General features: G+C 41.0%; 23 protein-coding genes and 1 riboswitch. Of the genes, 4 read left to right on the top strand and 19 right to left on the bottom strand.

Annotated features, from left to right (window positions below; translation table 11 throughout):
- Nucleotides 1-48 precede the first annotated feature (48 nt).
- The 10 genes from ccsB to N521_RS12875 all read right to left on the bottom strand — a co-directional run bounded on the left by ccsB (nucleotide 49) and on the right by N521_RS12875 (nucleotide 8,697).
- Nucleotides 49-1,227, bottom strand: a complete 1,179-nt coding sequence (ccsB, locus tag N521_RS12920) for a c-type cytochrome biogenesis protein CcsB (RefSeq protein WP_035391625.1) — start codon at nucleotides 1,225-1,227, stop codon at nucleotides 49-51.
- A complete protein-coding gene (gene resB, locus N521_RS12915; RefSeq protein WP_035391623.1) occupies nucleotides 1,211-2,890 on the bottom strand; it encodes a cytochrome c biogenesis protein ResB in 1,680 nt (559 codons plus the stop codon). Before resB ends, ccsB begins: the two co-directional genes overlap by 17 nt.
- Nucleotide 2,891: 1 nt before the next feature.
- Nucleotides 2,892-3,422, bottom strand: coding sequence for a thiol-disulfide oxidoreductase ResA (gene resA, locus N521_RS12910; RefSeq protein WP_035391621.1), 531 nt, complete (start codon nucleotides 3,420-3,422; stop codon nucleotides 2,892-2,894).
- 90 nt (nucleotides 3,423-3,512) lie between these two features.
- Entirely contained in the window at nucleotides 3,513-4,247 is a 735-nt protein-coding gene (rluB, locus tag N521_RS12905) for a 23S rRNA pseudouridine(2605) synthase RluB (RefSeq protein ID WP_007501012.1), read from the bottom strand.
- Between the two features lie 134 nt (nucleotides 4,248-4,381).
- A complete protein-coding gene (locus tag N521_RS12900) occupies nucleotides 4,382-4,918 on the bottom strand; it encodes a spore maturation protein (RefSeq protein WP_035391619.1) in 537 nt (178 codons plus the stop codon).
- Nucleotides 4,919-4,922: 4 nt separating this feature from the next.
- The gene (locus N521_RS12895) at nucleotides 4,923-5,510 is read right to left on the bottom strand and encodes a nucleoside recognition domain-containing protein (RefSeq protein ID WP_007501015.1); all 588 of its coding nucleotides are present in this window, start codon (nucleotides 5,508-5,510) and stop codon (nucleotides 4,923-4,925) included.
- Nucleotides 5,498-6,649, bottom strand: a complete 1,152-nt coding sequence (locus N521_RS12890) for a D-alanyl-D-alanine carboxypeptidase family protein (protein WP_017367523.1) — start codon at nucleotides 6,647-6,649, stop codon at nucleotides 5,498-5,500. Before N521_RS12890 ends, N521_RS12895 begins: the two co-directional genes overlap by 13 nt.
- Nucleotides 6,650-6,762: 113 nt before the next feature.
- Nucleotides 6,763-7,242, bottom strand: a complete 480-nt coding sequence (locus N521_RS12885) for a YpuI family protein (protein ID WP_007501019.1) — start codon at nucleotides 7,240-7,242, stop codon at nucleotides 6,763-6,765.
- Between the two features lie 113 nt (nucleotides 7,243-7,355).
- The gene (scpB, locus tag N521_RS12880) at nucleotides 7,356-7,949 is read right to left on the bottom strand and encodes an SMC-Scp complex subunit ScpB (RefSeq protein ID WP_008344462.1); all 594 of its coding nucleotides are present in this window, start codon (nucleotides 7,947-7,949) and stop codon (nucleotides 7,356-7,358) included.
- Nucleotides 7,939-8,697, bottom strand: coding sequence for a segregation/condensation protein A (locus tag N521_RS12875; RefSeq protein ID WP_007501021.1), 759 nt, complete (start codon nucleotides 8,695-8,697; stop codon nucleotides 7,939-7,941). The genes scpB and N521_RS12875 overlap by 11 nt, the downstream gene beginning before the upstream one ends.
- Before the next feature lie 210 nt (nucleotides 8,698-8,907).
- Here N521_RS12875 and N521_RS19315 point away from each other — a divergent pair, with 210 nt between their 5' ends.
- Entirely contained in the window at nucleotides 8,908-9,000 is a 93-nt protein-coding gene (locus N521_RS19315) for a YjcZ family sporulation protein (RefSeq protein WP_008359694.1), read from the top strand.
- Nucleotides 9,001-9,088: 88 nt separating this feature from the next.
- On the top strand, nucleotides 9,089-9,613 hold the full coding sequence (locus N521_RS12870) for a DUF309 domain-containing protein (protein ID WP_035391617.1): 525 nt from the start codon (nucleotides 9,089-9,091) through the stop codon (nucleotides 9,611-9,613).
- Nucleotides 9,614-9,837: 224 nt separating this feature from the next.
- Here N521_RS12870 and N521_RS12865 read toward each other — a convergent pair whose 3' ends face one another.
- From N521_RS12865 to N521_RS12835, 7 genes are all read right to left on the bottom strand, one after another.
- Nucleotides 9,838-10,191, bottom strand: coding sequence for a GNAT family N-acetyltransferase (locus N521_RS12865; protein WP_008344455.1), 354 nt, complete (start codon nucleotides 10,189-10,191; stop codon nucleotides 9,838-9,840).
- A 113-nt stretch (nucleotides 10,192-10,304) separates the two neighbouring features.
- Entirely contained in the window at nucleotides 10,305-10,769 is a 465-nt protein-coding gene (ribH, locus tag N521_RS12860) for a 6,7-dimethyl-8-ribityllumazine synthase (RefSeq protein ID WP_007501031.1), read from the bottom strand.
- A gap of 26 nt (nucleotides 10,770-10,795) precedes the next feature.
- Complete coding sequence (ribB, locus tag N521_RS12855) at nucleotides 10,796-11,419, bottom strand: 3,4-dihydroxy-2-butanone-4-phosphate synthase (protein ID WP_017359786.1); 624 nt, start codon at nucleotides 11,417-11,419, stop codon at nucleotides 10,796-10,798.
- An 11-nt stretch (nucleotides 11,420-11,430) separates the two neighbouring features.
- Complete coding sequence (ribE, locus tag N521_RS12850; protein ID WP_035392630.1) at nucleotides 11,431-12,081, bottom strand: riboflavin synthase; 651 nt, start codon at nucleotides 12,079-12,081, stop codon at nucleotides 11,431-11,433.
- A gap of 248 nt (nucleotides 12,082-12,329) precedes the next feature.
- A riboswitch (FMN riboswitch) is annotated at nucleotides 12,330-12,471 on the bottom strand.
- Nucleotides 12,472-12,585: 114 nt separating this feature from the next.
- Nucleotides 12,586-12,930: a hypothetical protein gene (locus tag N521_RS12845; RefSeq protein WP_008344451.1), complete on the bottom strand. Its 345-nt coding sequence runs from the start codon at nucleotides 12,928-12,930 to the stop codon at nucleotides 12,586-12,588.
- A 234-nt stretch (nucleotides 12,931-13,164) separates the two neighbouring features.
- The gene (locus N521_RS12840; RefSeq protein WP_017359788.1) at nucleotides 13,165-13,401 is read right to left on the bottom strand and encodes a DUF2164 domain-containing protein; all 237 of its coding nucleotides are present in this window, start codon (nucleotides 13,399-13,401) and stop codon (nucleotides 13,165-13,167) included.
- Nucleotides 13,402-13,601: 200 nt separating this feature from the next.
- On the bottom strand, nucleotides 13,602-14,183 hold the full coding sequence (locus tag N521_RS12835) for a TetR/AcrR family transcriptional regulator (RefSeq protein ID WP_035391615.1): 582 nt from the start codon (nucleotides 14,181-14,183) through the stop codon (nucleotides 13,602-13,604).
- A gap of 248 nt (nucleotides 14,184-14,431) precedes the next feature.
- On the opposite strand from N521_RS12835, the gene N521_RS12830 reads away from it, so the two are divergent.
- Nucleotides 14,432-15,697: an MFS transporter gene (locus N521_RS12830; RefSeq protein WP_035391613.1), complete on the top strand. Its 1,266-nt coding sequence runs from the start codon at nucleotides 14,432-14,434 to the stop codon at nucleotides 15,695-15,697.
- A gap of 30 nt (nucleotides 15,698-15,727) precedes the next feature.
- On the opposite strand, the gene N521_RS12825 is transcribed toward N521_RS12830, so the two are convergent.
- Complete coding sequence (locus tag N521_RS12825; RefSeq protein ID WP_007501040.1) at nucleotides 15,728-16,165, bottom strand: peptidylprolyl isomerase; 438 nt, start codon at nucleotides 16,163-16,165, stop codon at nucleotides 15,728-15,730.
- A gap of 321 nt (nucleotides 16,166-16,486) precedes the next feature.
- Here N521_RS12825 and N521_RS12820 point away from each other — a divergent pair, with 321 nt between their 5' ends.
- On the top strand, nucleotides 16,487-17,371 hold the full coding sequence (locus N521_RS12820) for a DUF1002 domain-containing protein (protein ID WP_017359791.1): 885 nt from the start codon (nucleotides 16,487-16,489) through the stop codon (nucleotides 17,369-17,371).
- 40 nt (nucleotides 17,372-17,411) lie between these two features.
- On the opposite strand, the gene lysA is transcribed toward N521_RS12820, so the two are convergent.
- Nucleotides 17,412-18,603 (bottom strand): diaminopimelate decarboxylase (gene lysA / locus N521_RS12815; protein ID WP_035391611.1); only part of this gene is annotated, 1,192 nt, incomplete at its 5' end.

The raw sequence follows: 18,603 nt of genomic DNA, 5'->3' as shown, positions 1-18,603 counted from the left end.
TTAACAAAAAGCCGAATCGAATCATAAAAGTTGGCCTTTTTCATGCGATTACGCGTAAGAATGAAGCCCCGCAATCACTAGGTTGACAAAGATGAGGTTAAACATAATGATCGCAAATCCGATTACAGCAAGCCAAGCGGACTTTTCACCATGCCAGCCTCGTGATAACCGAAGGTGGAGATAGGCGGCGTAAAATAAAAATGTAATTAAAGCCCATACTTCCTTCGGGTCCCATCCCCAGAATCTCGTCCATGCAATTTGTGCCCAGATCATCGCAAAAATAAGACCACCTAACGCAAATACTGGGAATCCTATGGAAACAGCCCTGTACCCAATTTCATCGACTAAATCGAGATTCACTTGTCTTACGAGCGGCTGAAGCAGCGCACTTAGTCGTTTGCGAATGATCAATCTTAGCAGTCCATAAATAATCAGCCCAACGCCAAATGACCACAGCACTGTATTCACCTTTCTACCTGAAAAAACAGGCGGCAGATCAACTACAGGCTCTAAACGATCTTTTGTGATAAGCTCTCCTTTATGAGGTCCTACTAAGGCAGGCAGCTCATAGACCATGACGCTCTCTTTTTTATTTTTATCTACCCAATTAAATTCCGCTTCATACCCTATCATTCTAAAGATGGACGTGACAGCGATAAATGCAAGGGTGACCACAATCATAAACATGACTAGCTCTAAGCCAAAGGTTTTCTTCCCCGGTTTTGTTTGATCGACATGCTTCAAAAGAAAAATCACACCTGCCACAAAACTGATCGCCAAAATGGCTTGACCAAGCGCTGCTGTCGTGACGTGAATATATAGCCAATTACTTTGAAGCGAAGGAATCAGCGGTGAAATATCCGATGGAAACATGCTTGCATAAGCAATGATTAATAAAGCGATTGGAAGTGTGAATAAACCTAGCACAGACACTTGATAGACAAAATATAAAATAATAAATGCGAGCACCAGCATCATGCCAAAGGCTGTGGTGAATTCAAACAGATTACTGACTGGTGCGTGACCAGACGCGATCCACCTTGAAATAAAATAGCCAAATTGACTCAAAAAACCAATGATGGTGAGCGTTATGCCGATAAGTGCCGCCTTATTTTTGCGCGGACCCTCTTCATTCTTTTTTCCTTTAATGGCCCCTCCAAAAAAAGGAACTGCCGCTAAATACAATAGAAAAGCTGCAAATAACAGGTTTTCACTGACTGCCGCCATCTAACCCTTCCCCCTTGCTTTTTCTGATACTTGTTGTATCAGGCAGTTCTTTTTGATCCACTGGCTGTTTGATGCCACTGCCGTGCAGTAACACCTTGAGATCAGACTTTAAGCCGAACCAGTTTTTGTTTGTATGTCCTGCCACAAACACTTTTCCATCCTTTACCGACAGCCAGATTCTTCTATGCTGCCAGTACATCCCTTGTACGACACCAATCATAAAGATGATTCCGCCAACAATAAGTACCCAGAGTGTTAAGTCTTTTCGAACCGTTAAACCTGTCACGTTTTTTGTTTCAACCCGGTCAAATTTCATTTTATAAAGATTGTTATCTGAACCCTCTACTGTCTCTTGAATTGCGACAAAGCTTTTTTCACCTTTTGGTTTTTCAGGAGAGATCATTTCAAATACGAACGCAGGATTATTCGGATTCCTCGTTTTCGTACTAGGTGTGCCATCTTCGTCAAAATAAAAATCAGGCAAATAACTCATCACCTTGACTTTGTAACCGCTACCAAGATCATATTCTGACTTAGGCTCCAGCAGATTAATCTTCACTGTTCCGAAAGATTTCTCAGTATCTTTTCGAATCAGCTGAAAGACCATTTGATCGAGTTCATTTTGTTTAAAATCCACTTGATATAATGAGAAATTGTCAAACTTAAGCGGTTCATTCACTTTAATATCGTGTTCTGTTACCTGCTTTAGCTTTGGCTTTTCACCAAAAACAACTTCCCCTTCACGTTTGTATAAAACGGCATCGGTTTTATAACTTTTGACGACTTGACCATCGCCAGCCTTTTCAATCGCATTTTCAAAGACTTCTTTTTCTTTTTCAGATTCATAGCGGTCAATTGAAAACGCGTTATTCTTTAAGAAGTATTGGCCTCCCGTCCCTGGGATTGGTGCCGTTTCGCCTTCTCTTACCCATAATGTTTCATCCACGTACATTCCCGGAACAAACCGGAGCATGGATCCAATGAGAAATATAATTAATCCAATATGATTGACGTAAGGCCCCCAGCGGGAAAAGCGGCCTTTTTCAGCTAAAATATGTCCATCTTCTTCTCGTACGCGGTAACGCTTTTGTTTCATCTTACTAAGGATGCCTTCATATGTATGTTGATCTAATGTTTGGTTTGTTTCGCTGAAAAGACGCTGCCTTCTCATAAAGCCTTCTTTTTTGACAACCCCTTGATTTTTGAGTGCGCGATAAAGTGGAATCACTCGATCAAGGCTGCAAATCACAAGGGAAATTCCGATAGATGCGACAAGGGCTAAAAACCACCAAGAATTATAAAGATCATGGAATCCAAGGATGTAATATAACTTGCCAAACGCCCCATATTGCTCTTCATAATAAGTGGAAGCTGATGCATCTGGCGGAATAAACCGCTCCTGCGGAAAAATAGTTCCTAGCGAAGAAGCTAACAGTGTGATGACAATGAGCCACACACCCACTTTTACGGAAGAAAAAAAGTTCCATACTTTATCAACAATCGTTTTGTTGTATGTTTGCGAGCGTCTTGCACTGCCGTCATATCTCATATCAAGCAGCTTTGATGAATTTTTCTCTTTTGCTGCAATGGGATTCCCGCATGATTCACATAGAACAGTACCGATTGGATTAATATGTCCACACTCGCACTTTACCTCTTTCATTCTATGACCCCTTTGGTTTAATCAAATTCATATATTCATAGACATTACGTTCTGTCATCGTTCCCTTTATGACTTTGATTACTTTGCCTTCAGGATTAATTAAAAATGTGGTTGGCAGCGGCGTAATATCATATGCCTCTGTCACTTGACGATCTTTGTCCATGGCAACAGGAAAATTCACGCCATAAGCATTCATAAAATTCTTCACAGCAATATTGGATTCTCCCACATTTACGGCAACAATTTCGACACCGCGATCCTTGAACACTTCATACTGATTTGCCATATAAGGGAATTCCTGCTTACATGGACCGCACCATGTACCCCAAAAATTGAGAAAGACACCTTTGCCTTTTAAGTCCTTTAATTCAATCCGTTCCCCATCTACCGATTGAAGGACAAAGTTCGGCGCAATAGATCCTTCTTTGATTTGATCCTGTTTGGCAAATACTGAGTTATACATCGTATAACACAGTGCAGCAAGCATCACGAGGAGAATGCCCGTCCGTATGAAAAATCGTCTTTTCTTCATCTGAAGTACCCCTTCCCCATAGACATTCAGGTAAATTATAGCATTCTCCTTCTTTTGATGCTTCTTCATTTTTTGAAGTTTATGTGAAAATTAAAAAGCGCTTTTCCCATGATCCGCAATCGCTCTTAGGCGTTTTACTTCATGCGGCGTCAATTCTCTGCGATCTCCTGGTCTCATGCCTTCAATATGAAGGAAAGCATATTGCTCTCTTTTGAGTTTTAAAACGTCGTGGCCGATTGCTTCAAACATGCGGCGAACCTGTCTATTTCTGCCTTCATGAATGGTTAATTGCACAATACATGTTTGCTTTCGTTTATCAATCGAGAGCATCTTGGCACGGGCAGGTGCTGTTTTTTTATGGTCTAACATGATTCCTTTTTCTAGCTTTCTAAGCAATTCTTTTGAAGGGATGCCTTTTAGTTTCGCTGCATACGTTTTATCAATTTCATATTTCGGATGCATGAGCTTATGGGCAAATTCGCCATCATTTGTAATCAAAATTAAACCGCTCGTATCATAATCCAACCTGCCGATTGGATACAGACGCTGCGGAACATCATCAAAGAAGTCTGTCACGACTTTGCGTCCTTTATCATCCTCGGCAGCTGAAATGACGCCGCGCGGTTTATAAAGCATAAAGTAAACCGGTTCTTCTCTTTCAAGCTTTAAGCCATTGACTTCAATTTTATCTGAAGAGCCCACCTTTACTCCGAGCTCTGTCACTGTTTCACCATTAACGGTAACTCGTCCTTCTTTAATTAATTCTTCAGCCTTTCGTCTAGAAGCGACGCCGGCATGGGCAATTACTTTCTGTAAACGTTCCATTTGTCTTTCACCTCATGTACTATCTTACTTGCTTGGCTTGAAACAAACAAGCATTCGTGGAAAAATAAGCGTTTCATCTGTCTAATTTCAACAAAAAAGCTGTTTTCCATCCACGAAATAAAAAAAGCGCCTGATTAGGCGCCGCTAAATAACAAACTGACGATAATAATTGATGCAATGATCCCAATCAGGTCTGCAAGCAGCCCCACTTTCAATGCATCTCCCATTTTTTTAATACCAACTGCTCCAAAATAGACGGTTAAAATATAAAGGGTCGTATCCGTTGACCCTTGCATAACGGCGGCAAGCTTGCCGATAAAAGAGTCTGGACCATAAGTCGCAATTAAGTCTGATGTCATACCAAGCGCCGCTGTTCCTGATATAGGACGAATAAACGCAAGCGGCACCACTTCTGTAGGAACTCCAATCGCTGTGAACACAGGTTTCAATAATTCCATGACAAAGTCAAGGGCACCTGATGCTCGGAAAATCGTAATGGCGACAAGCATACCGACTAAATATGGAATGATTGAAAAGGCAATTTGAATGCCTTCTTTCCCGCCTTCTACAAATGTTTCGTACGTCGGTACTTTTTTAATCGTCCCTGCAATTAATATTCCTGCGATGATCAGTGGAATCAAAGCAAGTGACAGCCAGTTAATAAATGCCACAAGATCACCCCCGCCTGCTTCTGCGATAGTGGAAATAGCGATCAATCATAATCGCACCGATACCTGAAATAAGTGTCGCCAAAATGGTTGGGCCTACAATATCTGTTGGCTGATCTGCGCCATAGGTCATACGAATGGCAATGACAGTCGTTGGCACAAGTGTGATAGAGGATGTATTGACTGCTAAAAAAGTGATCATAGACCGGCTCGCCTCATTTTTTCCGCCATTTAATGCTTTCATCTGCTCCATCGCCTTAATCCCAAGTGGAGTGGCAGCATTGCCAAGCCCAAAGAAATTTGCCATGAGATTGGACAGAATATACCCCATCGCTGGATGATTCGCAGGAATCTCAGGAAATAGTTTTGAGATAAAGGGCCGGCATAATTTACTAAAGAAATGTAACAACCCCGCTTCTTCTGCGATCTTCATCAATCCTAGCCAGAATACAAGAACACTAATCAGCCCTATTGAAATGGTGACCGCTTCTTTTGATCCTTTAAAGACCGCTTCATTCACTTCATGCATCGTTCCGTTAAACATTGCATAGACAAGACCGATGACCGTAAGGAATACCCAAATCAGATTGACCATGAAGATCCGCCTATCGATGTCTGAAAGACAGACTTAAACATTTCTTGAAAGCTTTTTTGAGGCATTCGGTTGCGTTTGTTTTCATAAAAAATCGGGACTTGCTCAATCACCTGACCATCCAGTAAGAAGGTCATTTTCCCTACTACATCTGGGATCGCTTCTTTGTTTTTCTCCCATTTCTTTTCAGGCGTCAGCATTTCCGTTTCGATTTCCACTAGTTTTTTCTCATCCTCATTTAGTAAATAGTCCACATCCCGCTTAATAAACGCTTTTTTTTCGTAAAAAGTCCCTTTTAACGAAGCGAGCCTGCCTTTTTCAGCAAGCACATACGTTTTATAGTGATCAAATGCATACTCAAACATTGAGATATGATCCTTCCAATCATCCGGTGCATTAATCGTCACAGCAATGAGCGCAGCATCTCCTTTTGCAGCTGTGGAGACAAGTGTGCGTTTTGCAAGTTTTGTATATCCTGTCTTCCCTCCAGTCGAATATTGATACAAACCCGTGAGCAGCTTGTTTTTATTTTTCCAATAACCCTCGATTGTTTTTGCTTTATAAAAGGTGGTACCGGCAATTTTTTGATATTGCTGATGCTTCATGGCGTACTTCGTTAAGATCGCCATATCATAAGCTGATGAATAATGGTTTTTATGATCATCGAGTCCATGCGGATTTTGAAAATTCGTATTCTCCATGCCTAGTTCAGAGGCCTTTTGGTTCATCATAAAAATAAACCCTTCTAAGCTGCCGCCAACATGTTCTGCAATGGCAACAGCTGCATCATTTCCAGAGCGCAGCATGAGCCCGTATGTCAAGTCTTCTAAACTTACCTTCTGTCCTTCCTTTAAATAAATCGAAGAACCTTCCGCTTGAATCGCACGTTTTGACACTTTGACCATGTCGTTCATTTTTCCTGATTCAATGGCTAATACAGCCGTCATAATTTTTGTGATACTGGCGATTCTTCTTTTTTCGTGCTCGTCCTTTCCAAATAGGACTCTGCCTGACTGTCCATCTATTAAAATGGCGCTTCTCGCACTCACCGATAATGAGACGTCTGCTTGAGCGTGTGAGGAAAAAGGCAGTAAGAGTGTTAATAGAAGAAGGACTGCTGTTCCAATTTTTAAATAGGGCATGTTCATTCACGTCCTTGTCCGTTTTGTACAAGTGTATGCGCGGCTGAAAAAGTTATGATGCCTCGTCCATAAAAAAAAGCGACTCGATGATTAGAGTCACTTTTCATTCTTCTTTATACCATTTTCATTTGCTGATGAGATGTTGTATATTCCAGCTCTTCTCTCATCGTTAAAAACTCTTTTTCTAATGAAGAAAACAAACGTTTGACTTCAGCCGATACTTCATGATGGAAAACAATGCAGCTTTTTCCTGTGTAGGCTGAACGGCTATCTTCATACCATGTATCCTTTTTTGGTGTAAAAAATTCTTCAATACATTGATGATAAATACGATGAAGCGTCTGCTGTGCGGCTTGCTGCGGGAATGTCTGCTGCTGCCCGATTTTCCTGCAAACCGCCGCGGCATCCTCGCTATAAACTGCAAGCTTCCGCAATGTACTTAATATGTCACAATAATAGGCTTCCGCTTCCGGGTTTAATCGTTTCAAGCTTGATAAGGTAGCTTCGTTCAGAAAATCATTCATTTCAACTGCAACCTTTGATAAAAAAACGCCTGCTTGATCAACTTGAGCCTTTACATTCATATGTGCCATTTGTTTCGTGTTTACCTTCCCCTCATGGCTTTGTCACCATTTTATCTTTCAAACAAAGGTTTTAGACCTAAAATCTTTGTTATATTTTATCATACATTTTTCCTTATTTTGAACTATTTTATCTCTTCAAATGTTTGATTGAAGTTTTCAAAAAAGAGATCAGCCTCTTCTTGTACCCCATCTGCTTCCACATTCTCTGGAAGTGGCGGTAATTCATCTAAGGCTTTTAAACCAAATTGCTCTAAAAAGGTAGGTGTTGTCCCATAAAGGATCGCTCGTCCCGGTCCATCGGCACGTCCTACTTCACAGAGCAGTGCTTTGGCCACTAAACTATGCAGCACTCGTTCTGATTTAACGCCTCTGATCTCCTCGACTTCGCTGCGTGTAATCGGTTGTTTATACGAGACAATGGCGAGCACTTCTAGCGCTGCCTGTGACAAACCTTTCGATGGTGTCTCTACTAATTTTTTTAAATATACGCTGTATTCTTTTTTCGTCAGCAGCATATATGAATCTGCATATTCAATAAGCTCAATCCCTCGTTCTTGTTTTTGATATTCTTCCTTTACGGCAGACATAATATCAAGCAATGCTGCCTCATCAACTTCAAGAACAGACATGAGCTGTTTTCTTGTTAAGCCTTCGTCACCTGCTGCATATAGCAGCGCTTCTAAGATGGCTTTCCAATTCACGATATCAAGCGTCATGAATCGTTTCACTCCCTATGATATAAATATCTTCAAAGTTTCCTTCCTGCTCCAGCATGATTTGATGGCTTTTCATCAATTCGAGAACAGCAAGAAACGTCACGACAAGGTGTTCCTTTTGATCATGTTGAAATAAAGTCATGAAATTGGTCCGCTTTTTTGTTTTTCTTAAATGGTTCATAATCTCATTCATTTTGTCTTCAATCGGGATTTCTTGTCTTGTAATCTTTGATGGTGCTGGTTTTGTTATTTTTTTGCGGTTCAATACCTTCTGGAACGCACCTAACATATCATACACCGTGACGTGTAAGTTTGTGTCCTTCGCTTCTGCTTCTTTTGCAAATTCACTTAAATCACTTGGTGGTTTTGTGAAGGCGTTTTGCCGCTCTTCTTCACGTTCCTTCAGTTCTTGCGCTGCATTTTTATACTTGCGGTATTCAATTAATTTGCCAATCAGCTCATCACGAGGGTCCTCTTCTTCTTCCATCAGGTCTTCATCAAACAGCTCTTCCTCTTGTTTTGGGAGAAGCATTCTGCTTTTAATGCTCAGGAGGGTTGCAGCCATCACCAAATACTCACTTGCAACATCAAGTTCAAGCTCCCTCATCGTGTGGACATATAATAAATACTGCTCCGTAATTTTAGCGACGGGAATATCATAAATATCAATTTCCAAACGGTTAATTAAATGTAAAAGCAAGTCCAAAGGACCCTCAAACGAATCTATTTTCACCTGATATTCCAGCATTCTTTTCTCACCATTTCTACTGTCTTCTAAGTACCGTTTTCATCGGCTAACCTTTAGTATAAGACACCATAAAGCTCTCGTCCAATATAATTTCGACTATGAGGCAGCAGGCAAAAAAAGAAAAACAGTGGATTCGCCCATACCAATGAGGGCATTTATACATAGAATACCATTGTAATCAGAACTGATGAAAAAGGAGGCCGTAACATTATGGGAGATGGTTATTACTTCGGCGGAGGATTTGCGCTTATTGTTGTGCTGTTCATCTTGCTGATCATCGTTGGCGCGGCTTGGGTTTATTAAAGAAACAGAGCGTCCTTTCATAAAGGGGCGCTCTTTCTTCTTTTCTTTTCGGTATGTTAGACTGATAGTGGAAAAGGAGATGACCGCTGTGTATCCTAAAGCGTACGTGGCTTTTTTACATGAATTTCATACGACAAGAGATTATTTTGAGTGTCATGAAATTCTTGAAGAATTTTGGAAAGAAGACCCTCCTCATCAGCGCAAAAAGCACTGGGTGGGTCTCATTCAACTTGCTGTTGCTTTGTATCATCAAAGACGAGGAAATGGAAAAGGAGCAAAACGGCTGATTTCAAACAGCCTTCATATATTAGATTCGGACCGGAACGTACTAACAGAATTAGGTCTTGATGAAGAGGCATTTCTTTTGCTGCTGAGAACACTGAAAAAGAAAATCGATGAAGATATGCCCTACGAAAGTGTGATGCTGCCAATCCGAGATGAAACGCTTCTTTCTTTATGCCAAGAGATGGCGGAAAAAGAAGGCTTAACCTTCGGACAGGAGAGCAACTTATCCCATACATTCTTAATTGAAAAGCATAGACTGCGTGATCGAACGGACGTATTGCTTGAACGTGAAAAGCAGATGGAACGTAAAAAAAGCAGAGGCATATAACCTCTGCTTCAGCGTGTAGACAAACCCTCGCATTCGGTGTCAGTCCTGCGTGCCGGTGCTCACGAATATCGAATTCGCTCCGCTCCAGTACTCGTCCTTCCTAGACTGCAAAGGTTTTCTATCACGCTGAAAAGAAGACAAAGGGCTAAAATAAAGTTCATTTTAGCCCTTTGTCAACAATCTAAAGCAGAGGCATATAACCTCTGCTTTTACATGTGTGATATTTAGTTTGTTTCACTGTGACACTTATGAAAGAAGCCTTGCGTTAATTCATTTGGAATGAGTGTTTTCGTTTTGAATACTTCTTCCACGGCTAATACCATTTCCTTGCCGATGCCTTGGTCACGATGGGACGGATTGACACTAATATGTTCGATTTGTACTTGGTCGTCTGTTTTCAGCACACCAATCGCACCGACGATATCCTCGCCATCTTTCCAAAGGAACAGCTGCCGATCTTCATCCATTTCATACGACTTTATCGTCTGCTGAAGCTGTTTGACGTCTTTCTCACCCGGCATAAAAGACAGGAGTCCCATGGCAATTTTTTCAAAAGACCTCTTGTAACGAATTAACATATATACCCCTCAATATTAAAATTATCCTATTTTCCAGCAAATGTCTTATGAATCACTTGCTCATCACACATTATAAACACTTTTAGGTTGTTTTTAAACTCTTTTTCATCAAATTAACGAAACGTTCGATTTAGGTTGGCCATTTCAATAGCAGCTGCAGCCGATTCACTGCCTTTATTTCCAGCCTTTGTACCGGCTCTTTCAATGGCTTGTTCAATAGATTCTGTTGTCAGTACACCAAAGATAATCGGCACCCCTGTTGAGATGGCACTTTGTGCGATTCCTTTAGCCGCTTCATTACAAACATAATCGTAATGGGATGTTGCCCCGCGAATCACGGTTCCAAGTGTAATGACTGCATCATATTTTTTTGTTTCTGCTAGTTTTTTTGCCATATACGGAATTTCAAAAGCCCCTGGCACCCACACGACATCAATATCGTCACCGTTTGCTCCGTGTCTGAGCAATGTATCTTCTGCTCCATCTAGCAATTTACTTGTAATAAAATCATTAAATCTAGCGACGACGATTCCAAACTTTAATCCTTCTGCTACTACATTCCCTTGTATTGTATTCATATGTTCATCATCCTTTTTTGTGATTTTTATTTTGTTTTCATTGTCGTTGTTTGCTTGTTTATATATGCCTGCAATGCTTCAATCGTTAGCATCTTTAAATCGTGTTCTTTTTGAATTTTTTGTAGTTCGGGTACGCGGGCCATGGTTCCATCTGCATTCATAATTTCACATATGACACCCGCTGGCACTGAACCCGCAAGTTTAGCAAGATCAACGGCCGCTTCTGTATGACCTGGTCTTTCTACTACGCCTCCCTCTTTCGCAATAAGAGGGAAAACATGACCTGGGCGGGCAAAATCTTCTGGTTTTGACTCTTTATTTAACATGGCCAAAATGGTCGTTGAGCGCTCAAAAGCACTTATACCAGTTGTCGTTGACGTATGGTCGATGCTTACTGTAAATGCTGTATGATGTGCATCCGTATTTCGCTCGACCATGGGATGCAGATCCAAGTGTTTCGCAATCGAGGCATGAACTGGTGTGCAAATAAGACCTCTTCCATGTAAAGCCATGAAGTTAATGACTTCCGGCGTTGCATGCTCAGCAAGTGCCACAAAGTCTCCTTCATTTTCTCTGTCTTCATCATCTACTACGATAATGATTTCTCCTCGTTTCAGGGCATTTACTGCCTCATCAACTGAATGATACATACAATCGCCTCCTAGAATCCGTGCTCTTTTAAAAATGATGGGGTTAATCGTGATGGCTGCTTTTCGTTTTGCTCTTTTGTTAAAAAGCGATAAATGTATTTACCGATCATGTCACATTCAATATTTACTACATCCCCCATAAATTTAGTCGGAAAAATAGTTCCTTCAAGCGTATGTGGAATGATAGAAACTGTCACATGAGCATCTCGCAAATCGAAAATAGTCAAGCTGACGCCGTCTATTGCGATCGATCCCTTTTTTGTGAGCATATCTGTGAGGGTCTTGTCCATTTTCAAATCATAGTAAATGGCATTACTCTTCTTTTCTACACGGGTAATCACAGCCGTTCCATCAACATGGCCTGAAACAAAATGACCGCCGAATCGTCCATTTGATGACATCGCTCGCTCTAAATTCACTTGGCTACCTGGCGCAAGCTGATCAAGTGATGTCGCTTTGACCGTCTCAGGCATCACATCTGCCGCAAACTGTTCTTTTGTGAAGCTTGTGACAGTGAGACAAACGCCATTGATGGCGATACTATCGCCTAGGTGAACATCTTCTAGTACACGACTGCACTTGATGATGATTTCCATGGCATCTGCGGATCTTTTGCTCAATGACTGAACTGTACCCACTTCTTCAATAATCCCCGTAAACATGTGATCCTCCCTTTCTCTTTCTTTTGTATTTCTCACTTTATGAAAAAGCGATGTTTGGGACATGTGATCGATTGAACACCTTCGTCGCTTTTTATGGTCCATACAAGATGAGGGATCACCTAATAAACACTGCATGCGATGACTATATTGACATACAGAAAGCCCCGGAAAAATTCCGGGGCTGTGGTTTTTTTGCATTAGAAATAAAACTATGATCAACACATATTTTTTGTTCATACATAGCTTTCGTTATCCTTCTCCCATCCAGACTTTCACTGTCGGCTTCAGCTTCTCACTGAATCAACCGTTAATAAATTAACGGGTCACGGGCTGTAAAGCATTTGCTTTATTACCGTCGGTCGGGATTTTCACCCTGCCCCGAAGGATACAATCGATATTTAGCTGTCCTTAGGGGCTATTATAGCGATCCTTGTTGTCAAATGCAACAATCAAGATTTATTCACCTGTTCATAAAAAAAGCCTCCTTATGGGAAAGGAGACTTGTTAATTGACGACTTTTACTACTTTTATAAGACCGTCTATTCTTTTTTCATTACTAAAGTATGCTTTAATACGATCGCCTTTTTTCAGATCGGCCACATCATCTTCAAATTTCTTTCCATTAAAAATGATTTTCGTGCCATTTTTGGCTTGACCGTAATACTCATCACCATCAATTTTTGTAATGGTATATTCATAGATTGTGTAATCTTTGTCATTATTTGTTAAGCTTTCGCCAATGGCTGTTGGCACATCTTCAATTTTCATGCCATTCATGTATAAATAACCTGCGCCTAAACAAAGCAGTAAAACAAATAAGATTGCGATTTTTAATTTGATTTTCCCCATATTTAGAACCTCCATCATCTGCACTTCGCCTATTTGTATGTTCTATTCCTTCTTTTGATGAAATAAAACCAAAAAAGCTGATTTTCATTAATGGTTACTTATATAACGATTCAAATGGACTTTTGGTTCCACCTTTTCATCATTACATATGATACGAATATGCGTTCTTTATTAAGGGGGTCTTTTTTCCTCTTTATCTGTTAGCAGGGTGAATAAGATAGACGAGCTTTTTGATTATATTCTTTTCTCTAGTGCGAATAGATCTTCCTCTAACAATTGAGATCTTTGAACAGCGATATTTCGGCTGTCACGAACCCCTTGATTATAATAGTAGCTTCCAAGATGTTTTGTGATAAATTCTAATATATTGATGGCTGCTAATTCACCAATCTCCTCTTCTCGTTCTTCGGCAAAGTAACGCTGAATAGCAATCATCATCTGATTTTTTTCTTCTTTTGTTAATGGTTTCAAAGTATCTCCTGCTTTCTTTCAGCATGATCACACGCTTTTTAGATTTGCCCTTTCACTTATTTTTAGAGCTGCATATGGTGACACTCACGAATACGAATGTTTGTTCTCTTATCATATCACAAAAACGTGTCCATCACACCCTAAAAGAAAAAGCGTGTTTTAATCAATTGATCAAAATACGCTTTCTTTATATAGACTATTTATTTCAATATGGACAGTATCGTCGCTATAGAATGATCTACAAATGAACGCTCTGGGCGAGATTTCATGAGGACTGTAAGTCCAATAAAAGAAACAACCAGCGCCTGTGCTAAGGCTTTGGCATTCAGACTGCATTCGAGCTCACCCGAGCGAATACCTTGTACAATTTTTTCTTCAAAAATGACCGAAAGATACATTTGATGCTCTCTTGTGAGAATTTCAAATTTCTCTTCGTGGGGGGCAAGCTCGACTATTGTATTGATGCAGAAGCACCCTTTACTCGGCCCATCTCCATATTCCTCTTCTACTAATTCAGTAAATAATGTACGAAATGCTTCCTTTGCAGACAGATTGTTTTGCAGTTTTGATCGAATATGTGCTGCATGCTGAGTTGTATATTTGCGTAATGCTGCTTCAAACAATTCCTCTTTATCACCGAACGCTGAGTATAAGCTCGGCCGCTGTATTCCCATTTTTGCAGTTAAGTCGCTTAATGTAGTGGCTCTGAACCCCTTCTCCCAAAAAAGAAACAAAGCCTCATCTAACGCTTTTTCCTCATCAAATTCCCGTTGTCGAACCATCATCAACCCTCATTTCTATCATAAAAATCTCTTCACTAGATCAATCATCTATTTCTTATAAGGATATTTTTTACTTATCGGTACATTATCATTTTATTTTATTGACGTATCATTGTCAAATTGACTGCCTCTCTCAAGATCTTCACTACATCACCTTGACTTTAAAACGTTTCTATGGTTATCCTTAACAGGAATTATTTTATATCGAACAGTATATTATACTCTTTAGTACAAAAGGAGATGATGACATGCATGAAAAAAGAAAAATGAATGCCGTTGAACATTCTGATCTGGAAACGACTCATTTACAAATAACCACCCGATCAACGATGACTCGCAATATGGCTCTACTGTTTGCGACAGCCTCCGGGATGGCAGTTGCAAACATATACTTTGCACAGCCATTATTAGACTCCCTCGCATCCGAGTTTGGTATCAGCTATTCAGCCATTGGTATGGTCATTACGATTACTCAGCTTTGTTATGCGCTAGGACTGCTACTGATCGTACCACTTGGTGATCTGTTCAACCAACGGCGGCTCATTGTAGCTCAAATGCTAGTATCCGTGTTATCTCTCGTTCTAGTCGGTATCGCCCCTACCGCCACCGTCCTGTTCATAGGACTAGCTGCGGTGGGACTGCTTGCTGTAGTCACTCAGGTACTCGTAGCATTCGCAGCGACATGGGCCGCTCCTGAAGAACGCGGCCGCATAGTAGGCTTGGTTCAAAGTGGAATTGTGATTGGTATTCTTCTCGCACGAACGTTTGCTGGTGTACTAACCGATCTCGCCGGCTGGAGATCAGTCTATCTCGTTTCCGGCGTGATGATGCTGATCATAACTGGGGTGTTGTACCGGTATCTTCCTCGTGCTGACAACAAGAGAATCGCCATATCCTATGTAAACTTGCTCGCTTCAATGTTTACATTGTTCAGACAAGAACGAATTCTACGCATCCGTGGCGTACTGGGTTTTCTGATCTTTGTTGTGTTTGGCACGCTGTGGACTTCACTTGTGCTGCCTCTCAGCACTACGCCATACAATCTGTCACATACGGCGATTGGTGCATTTGGCCTTGCTGGAGTTGCCGGAGCATTAGGTGCCGCTCGAGCTGGAAGCCTTGCTGATCGAGGCTTAGGACAGTTAACAACGTGCATCGCCCTTGTCCTATTACTCTTTTCATGCTGTTTTATTTTTTTCACTGAATATTCCCTCATTTTATTAATCGTTGGTATCGTCATTCTTGACCTATCTGTGCAGGCCGTTCATGTGACCAATCAAAGTATGATTTTCATGGTCCGGCCTGAGGCGAGAAGCCGACTGACTGCTGCTTATATGATTTTTTATTCCCTCGGCAGTGCGCTCGGTTCTATTGTATCAACTAACATATACGCAAACGCTGGCTGGAATGGGGTATGTTTATTTGGAGCCTCTATCAGCGCCTTAGCCCTTTTATATTGGATGATCACCTACCGCTTCACGGCACAGATCACAGGAACATCAGATTTAAAATAAAAAAACACCGCAATTAAGCGGTGTTTTGGATTAAGCATCGATAACTTCGACTTTTTCCATGCCTTGTCCTTGTTCCATATCAAGAACAGCTTCGATACCAGATGTTACTTTGCCAAAAACAGTGTGAACACCGTTTAAGTGCGGCTGTGGGTCATGTACGATAAAGAATTGGCTGCCGCCAGTGTCTTTACCAGCGTGTGCCATTGATAATGAACCTCTCTCGTGCTGATGAGGGTTTCCTTCTGTTTCACATTTAATTGTGTAACCAGGTCCTCCAGTTCCATTACCGTTTGGATCGCCGCCTTGGCTTACGAACCCTGGGATCACGCGGTGGAATTTCAATCCATCGTAGAAGCCTTCATTCGCTAATTTTTCAAAGTTTGCTACTGTACCTGGAGCAGCCTCTGGGTAAAGTTCAAACTCAATTTTCTTTCCATTCGTTAATTGTATGTATCCTTTTTTCGCCATTTTTCACATTCTCCTTTCAGGTTAAACAACGCTCATTATAGCACATTTTCGGTCATGTTAAACATCCCCTGCTTACCTAATATGATTTACCTCTTTTGCCAACATTGATAAAATAAAAGAGCTTGATCCTTTTCTCCTAAGGAAATGATCACAGACTGAGCAAAACACTTCATCATATTGGAGGTTTCAAACATCTTTAAAAGATAATTGAAACGTCAGACTGATTTGTTACGTCTATATGATGGAGTACGATTCAAATCATGTACTCAAAAGATGAGTTTCTCACCATCGAGAAACGCTTTCGACTTGAAGGAGGTCAACATGTTTAAAAAAACAATGCTTGGTATGATGGCAGCGCTCCTTTTACTGATTGGTGCGCCAAAAGTCAGCTTAGCGGATGCAGCTGTCGGCGATGTCATCGTCACACTCGGGCAAGACTTAACACCGGCTGATCGCCAGAAGGTGCTTGACGAGTTGAATCCACCTGAAAATGCGACAAAAATTGAAGTAACCAATAAAGAAGAGCACGAATATTTAGGAAAGTATATCCCTCGCTCTCAAATCGGGACTCGAGCATTATCATCTTCATCTATCACTATTGAAAAATCAGGTACGGGTCTGACTGTGGATACACATAACATTAAGACCATTACAGATGAGATGTATTTAAATGCTTTAATGACCGCAGGCGTGAAAGATGCAAAGGTTGTCGTGACGGCGCCGTTTGAAGTATCTGGCACAGCAGCACTGACAGGTTTATTAAAAGCCTATGAGGTGTCAAGCGACAAAGCCATTCCCGAAGATGTGAAACAGGTGGCTAACGAAGAGCTTGTAACAACATCTAAATTGGGTGACTCTATTGGAAAAGACAATGCTTCTGCCCTGATTGCAAAAATCAAAGATGACATTGCCAAAAATGGAGTTCCTAAAACAACAAAAGAAGTGGAAGAAAAAGTAGATCAAGCCGCTTCTGATTTGAACTTAAATCTGACGCAGGACCAGAAAGATCAACTTGTCTCTCTCTTCGATAAAATGAAAAATATCAATATCGATTGGAAACAAGTCGGATCTCAAATTGATAAAGCAAAAGACAAGATTACAAAATTCATAGAATCAGATGAAGGGAAAAACCTTCTACAGAAGATTTGGGATTTCTTTGTCTCTATTTGGAACGCGATCGTCTCTGTATTTACTGGTGGAAAATAAATGTCATAGAAAAAGCTGCCTGATGATCAGGCAGCTTTTTTTAAGTCGATGATTTCACTTTTGATTGATAAGGTAAATCCAATTTGACAATGTCCTCATATGTCTCACGCTCAACGACAAGCTGCGCTTCACCATCTTCTACAAATACTACAGCCGGGCGCGGGATGCGGTTATAGTTGTTTGACATGCTGTAGCCATAAGCTCCTGTACAAAAGACAGCTAACAAGTCTCCCTGTGATAACTCTGGCAGATCAATATCCCAAATGAGCATATCTCCACTCTCGCAGCATTTCCCTGCAATGGACACAGTTTGATCATGCGTTTGGCTCATTTTATTGGCGCTCGCTGCTTCATATTTTGCTTGATATAAAGCAGGTCGAATGTTATCACTCATTCCGCCGTCAATGGCTACATAATCGCGAATTCCAGGTACATGTTTGGATGAGCCGATCGTATAAAGAGTGGTTCCCGCATCTCCAACAAGTGAGCGGCCTGGCTCAATCCAAATTTCAGGCATCTCAAATTCATAGCGGGCTACATTTTCTTTCACCGCTTGAATAATTTTCTCCACGTATTCAGTTGCTGGAAGTGGTTCGTCCTCTTCTGTATAACGGATGCCAAAACCTCCGCCTAAGTTCAGCACTGTGGAAATAAAGCCAAATGATTCTCTCCATTCATCTAGCTTCAAGAAAATCTTATCTGCCGCAAGGACAAAACCAGCCGTATCAAAAATTTGTGAGCCGATATGACAATGAACACCTAAGAGCTCGATCACTTCTGATTTAAGCACTTGTTTCACCGCTTCGTCTGCTTGTCCATTATGAAGATCAAAACCGAATTTTGAATCTTCTTGACCTGTTGTAATGTAGTCATGCGTATGTGCTTCGACACCCGGCGTGATGCGGAGTAGTACTTTCACCTGTTTTGACAGCTCTTGACCAAGCTGTTCAATGAGCGTCATTTCATAGAAATTATCAACGACAATACAGCCAATTCCGTGCTCTAGTGCCATCTTTAATTCTTCTCTGCTTTTGTTGTTACCATGGAAATGGATTTTTTCTACTGGAAACCCGGCACAAATGGCTGTGTGCAGCTCCCCACCTGAAACGACATCAAGTGATAAGCCTTCTTCTTTTGCCAGCTGGAACATAGCAATAGAAGAAAACGCCTTACTCGCATATGCCACCTGAGCTTTTAGTTCTTCTTCAATAAATGCTTTCTGAAAGCTTTTT

Source organism: Bacillus sp. UNC125MFCrub1.1 (genome assembly GCF_000701305.1).
Lineage (GTDB): Bacteria > Bacillota > Bacilli > Bacillales > Bacillaceae > Bacillus > Bacillus altitudinis.
Note: the sequence above shows the minus strand (reverse complement) of the source record. Positions and strands in the feature narration are given on the sequence as shown.